3 protein-coding genes are annotated in these 2,668 nt (G+C 71.0%); all 3 read left to right on the top strand.

The features are described from left to right. A partial coding sequence (locus tag HC022_RS23575) for an ABC transporter ATP-binding protein (RefSeq protein ID WP_167454027.1) occupies positions 1–528 on the top strand: 528 nt, incomplete at its 5' end. Between the two features lie 2 nt (positions 529–530). Next, on the top strand, positions 531–1,571 hold the full coding sequence (locus HC022_RS23570; RefSeq protein WP_254885254.1) for an ABC transporter ATP-binding protein: 1,041 nt from the start codon (positions 531–533) through the stop codon (positions 1,569–1,571). 51 nt (positions 1,572–1,622) lie between these two features. Beyond that, positions 1,623–2,668 (top strand): gamma-glutamyltransferase (locus HC022_RS23565; protein WP_167454025.1); only part of this gene is annotated, 1,046 nt, incomplete at its 3' end.

The raw sequence follows: 2,668 nt of genomic DNA, 5'->3' as shown, positions 1-2,668 counted from the left end.
GAATTCCCGAAAGAGGAAACGGGCGGCATGCAGCAGCGGGTGATGGTGGAGATTGCGCTTGCCGGGAACCCCGACCTGTTGCTCGCCGACGAGCCCACCTCAGCGCTCGACGTGACGATCCAGGCGCAGATCGTGCGACTGATCCTGGCCCAGACCCGGGCCCGGGGCGCGAGCTGCATCTTCGTGCTGCACGACCTCGCGCTCGCCAGCCAGTCCTGCGACCGGATCGTGGTGCTCTATGCCGGCCAGGTGGTGGAAAGCGGCCCCTCGCGCGAGGTGCTCGAGCGCAGCCGTCACCCCTACACGCGCCAGCTCAAGTCCTGCGTGCTCGAGATCGGCAGCAAGGACCTCACCGCCCCCGAGGGCACGGTGCCGCCGCACAGCGAGATGCCCGTGGGCTGCCGCTTTGCCACCCGCTGCCCGCGCGCCCTGCCCCGTTGCGCCGGTGAGGCGCCGCCGCTGGTGCCCGCGCGCGACGATGCGACGGGCCCGCTCGACCACCAATTCGCCTGCTGGAATCCGGAATGACCATGGCCCAGATCCAAAGCGCCCCGGCCGAGACCCGGCACGCGCCCGCCCCGGCGGTATTCGAACTGATCGAGGTCGAGCAGGTCTTCGCCGTGCCGAAACCCGGCCGCGGGCTGCTCAGCCGCGACACCGTGGGGCTGCGCGCCCTCGACGGCGTGCGGCTCACCGTGCGGCAGGGCGCGTCCATCGCGCTGGTGGGCGAGTCCGGCTCGGGCAAGTCGACGCTGCTGCGCGTGCTGCTGGGGCTCGACGCGCCCAGCGGCGGCCGGGCGCTTTACTGCGGCAAGCCGATCCGCGAGGCCCGCGCCCATGGCACCGCCTTCGCCCGCGACGTGGCGATGGTCTATCAGGATGCGCGCGGCTCGCTCGATCCGCGCATGACCGTGGGCCAGCTCATCGCCGAGCCCCTGCGCCATTTCGGCATCGTGCCGAAATCCGGGGAAGCCGCCCGTGTGGCGCAGCTCATCGACCGGGTCGGCCTGCCCAGGGATGCCGCCAACCGCTACCCCTCGGGGCTCTCCGGCGGCCAGGTCCGGCGCGTGGCCATCGCCCGCGCGCTTGCGTCCGAGCCCTCGGTGCTGGTGGCGGACGAGGCGGTCTCCGGGCTCGACGTCTCGACCCAGGCGCAGCTTCTGACGCTGCTCCAGGGGCTGCAGCGCGACATGGGGCTGACGCTGGTCTTCATCACCCACGACCTCGGCGTCGCAAGCTATCTCTGCGAGGAGATCGCGATCATGTACCTCGGCCGCATCGTCGAGACCGGCCCCACCGACGCCGTGCTGGAGGCGCCCGCGCACCCCTACTCGGCGGCCCTGCGCGCCGCCGCACCGCAGTTCTTCGAGCCGATCCCCGAGCCGCTTCCGGGCGAGATCCCGAGCCCGCTCGACCTGCCGAAGGGATGCCGGTTCTCCTCGCGCTGCCCGGCGGCGCGGGACGACTGCCGGCTGCGCGACCCGCAGCTCGGCGCCCTCGATGCCGGGCGGGCCGTCGCCTGCCTTCACCCGCTCACATCAAAGGGGGCACAGACCCCTGAAATCCGCTAAGGGTCATACAACACTCACGGAACCCGAAGCCAACAACCAGGACAGAATACAATGTTCGACTTTTTCTCCGCCCGGCGTCCCAGCACCCTCGCCTCGCAAGCGATGATCGCGACGTCGCATCCGCTGTCCACGGCGGCGGGTCTCGACATCCTCTCGTGCGGTGGCAACGCTGTGGACGCGGCCATCGCCGCAGTGGCGGTGCAATGCGTGGTCGACCCGCTGATGACCGGCATCGGCGGCGACTGTTTCGCGCTCTACGCGCCGAAGGGCGGCAAGGTGAAAGCCCTGAACGGCTCGGGCCGCGCCGCCGCCGCCGCCACGGTCGAGGCGCTGAAGGCCAGCGGGCTCACCGACGAGATCCCGCAGACCAGCCCGCATTCGGTGACCATTCCCGGCGCGATCTCGGCATGGTGCCTGCTGCATGGCGATCACGGCACCATGCCGCTCGACCGGCTCTTCGCCCGCGCCATCCACTACGCCGAGAACGGCTACCCGGTGACCCCGCGCGTGGCGATGGACTGGGCGGCAACCGCGTCGCTGGTGGCCAGGGACGAGCACGCCGCCAAGATCTTCCTGCCGGGCGGGGCCGCCCCCAAGGTCGGGCAGATGCACGCGCAGCCGCTGATCGGCGCGCGCCTGCGCGAGATCGCGGCCAAGGGCGCCGCGGGCTTCTACGAGGGCGAGACCGCCGCGAAGATGGCCGCGCACCTGAAGTCGCTCGGCGGTCTGCAGACCGAGGAAGATTTCCACGACGCCCGGGACGCCGCCCACTGGGTCGAGCCGATCTCATCGCAATACGCGGGCTACGACGTGCTGCAATGCCCGCCCAACGGACAGGGTCTTGCCGCACTGCTGATCCTGCGCATCCTGTCGAAGTTCGACATGGGCGAGGGCCTGTCGGAGGCCGACCGCATCCACATCCACGCCGAGGCCACCAAGCTGGCCTACTACCACCGCGATGCGCTGATCGGCGATCCCGCCTCCTGCCCCGGCGTGACCGAGACGCTGCTCTCGGACGAGGTGGTCGACACGCTCGCCGCGCGCATCGATCTCACCCGGGCCCTGCCGCCCTCGCTCTGGGATGAGCCCGAGCACAA

The sequence above is a fragment of the Salipiger sp. HF18 genome (genome assembly GCF_011806505.1).
GTDB lineage: Bacteria > Pseudomonadota > Alphaproteobacteria > Rhodobacterales > Rhodobacteraceae > Salipiger > Salipiger thiooxidans.
The sequence above is the reverse complement of the archived record's forward strand: the minus strand, read 5'-3'. Positions and strand labels throughout refer to the sequence as shown.

Excerpts from the sequence above, each read along its gene's own strand:
- HC022_RS23570 (WP_254885254.1), top strand. The coding sequence starts at position 531 with ATGGCCCAGATCCAAAGCGCCCCGGCCGAGACCCGGCACGCGCCCGCC.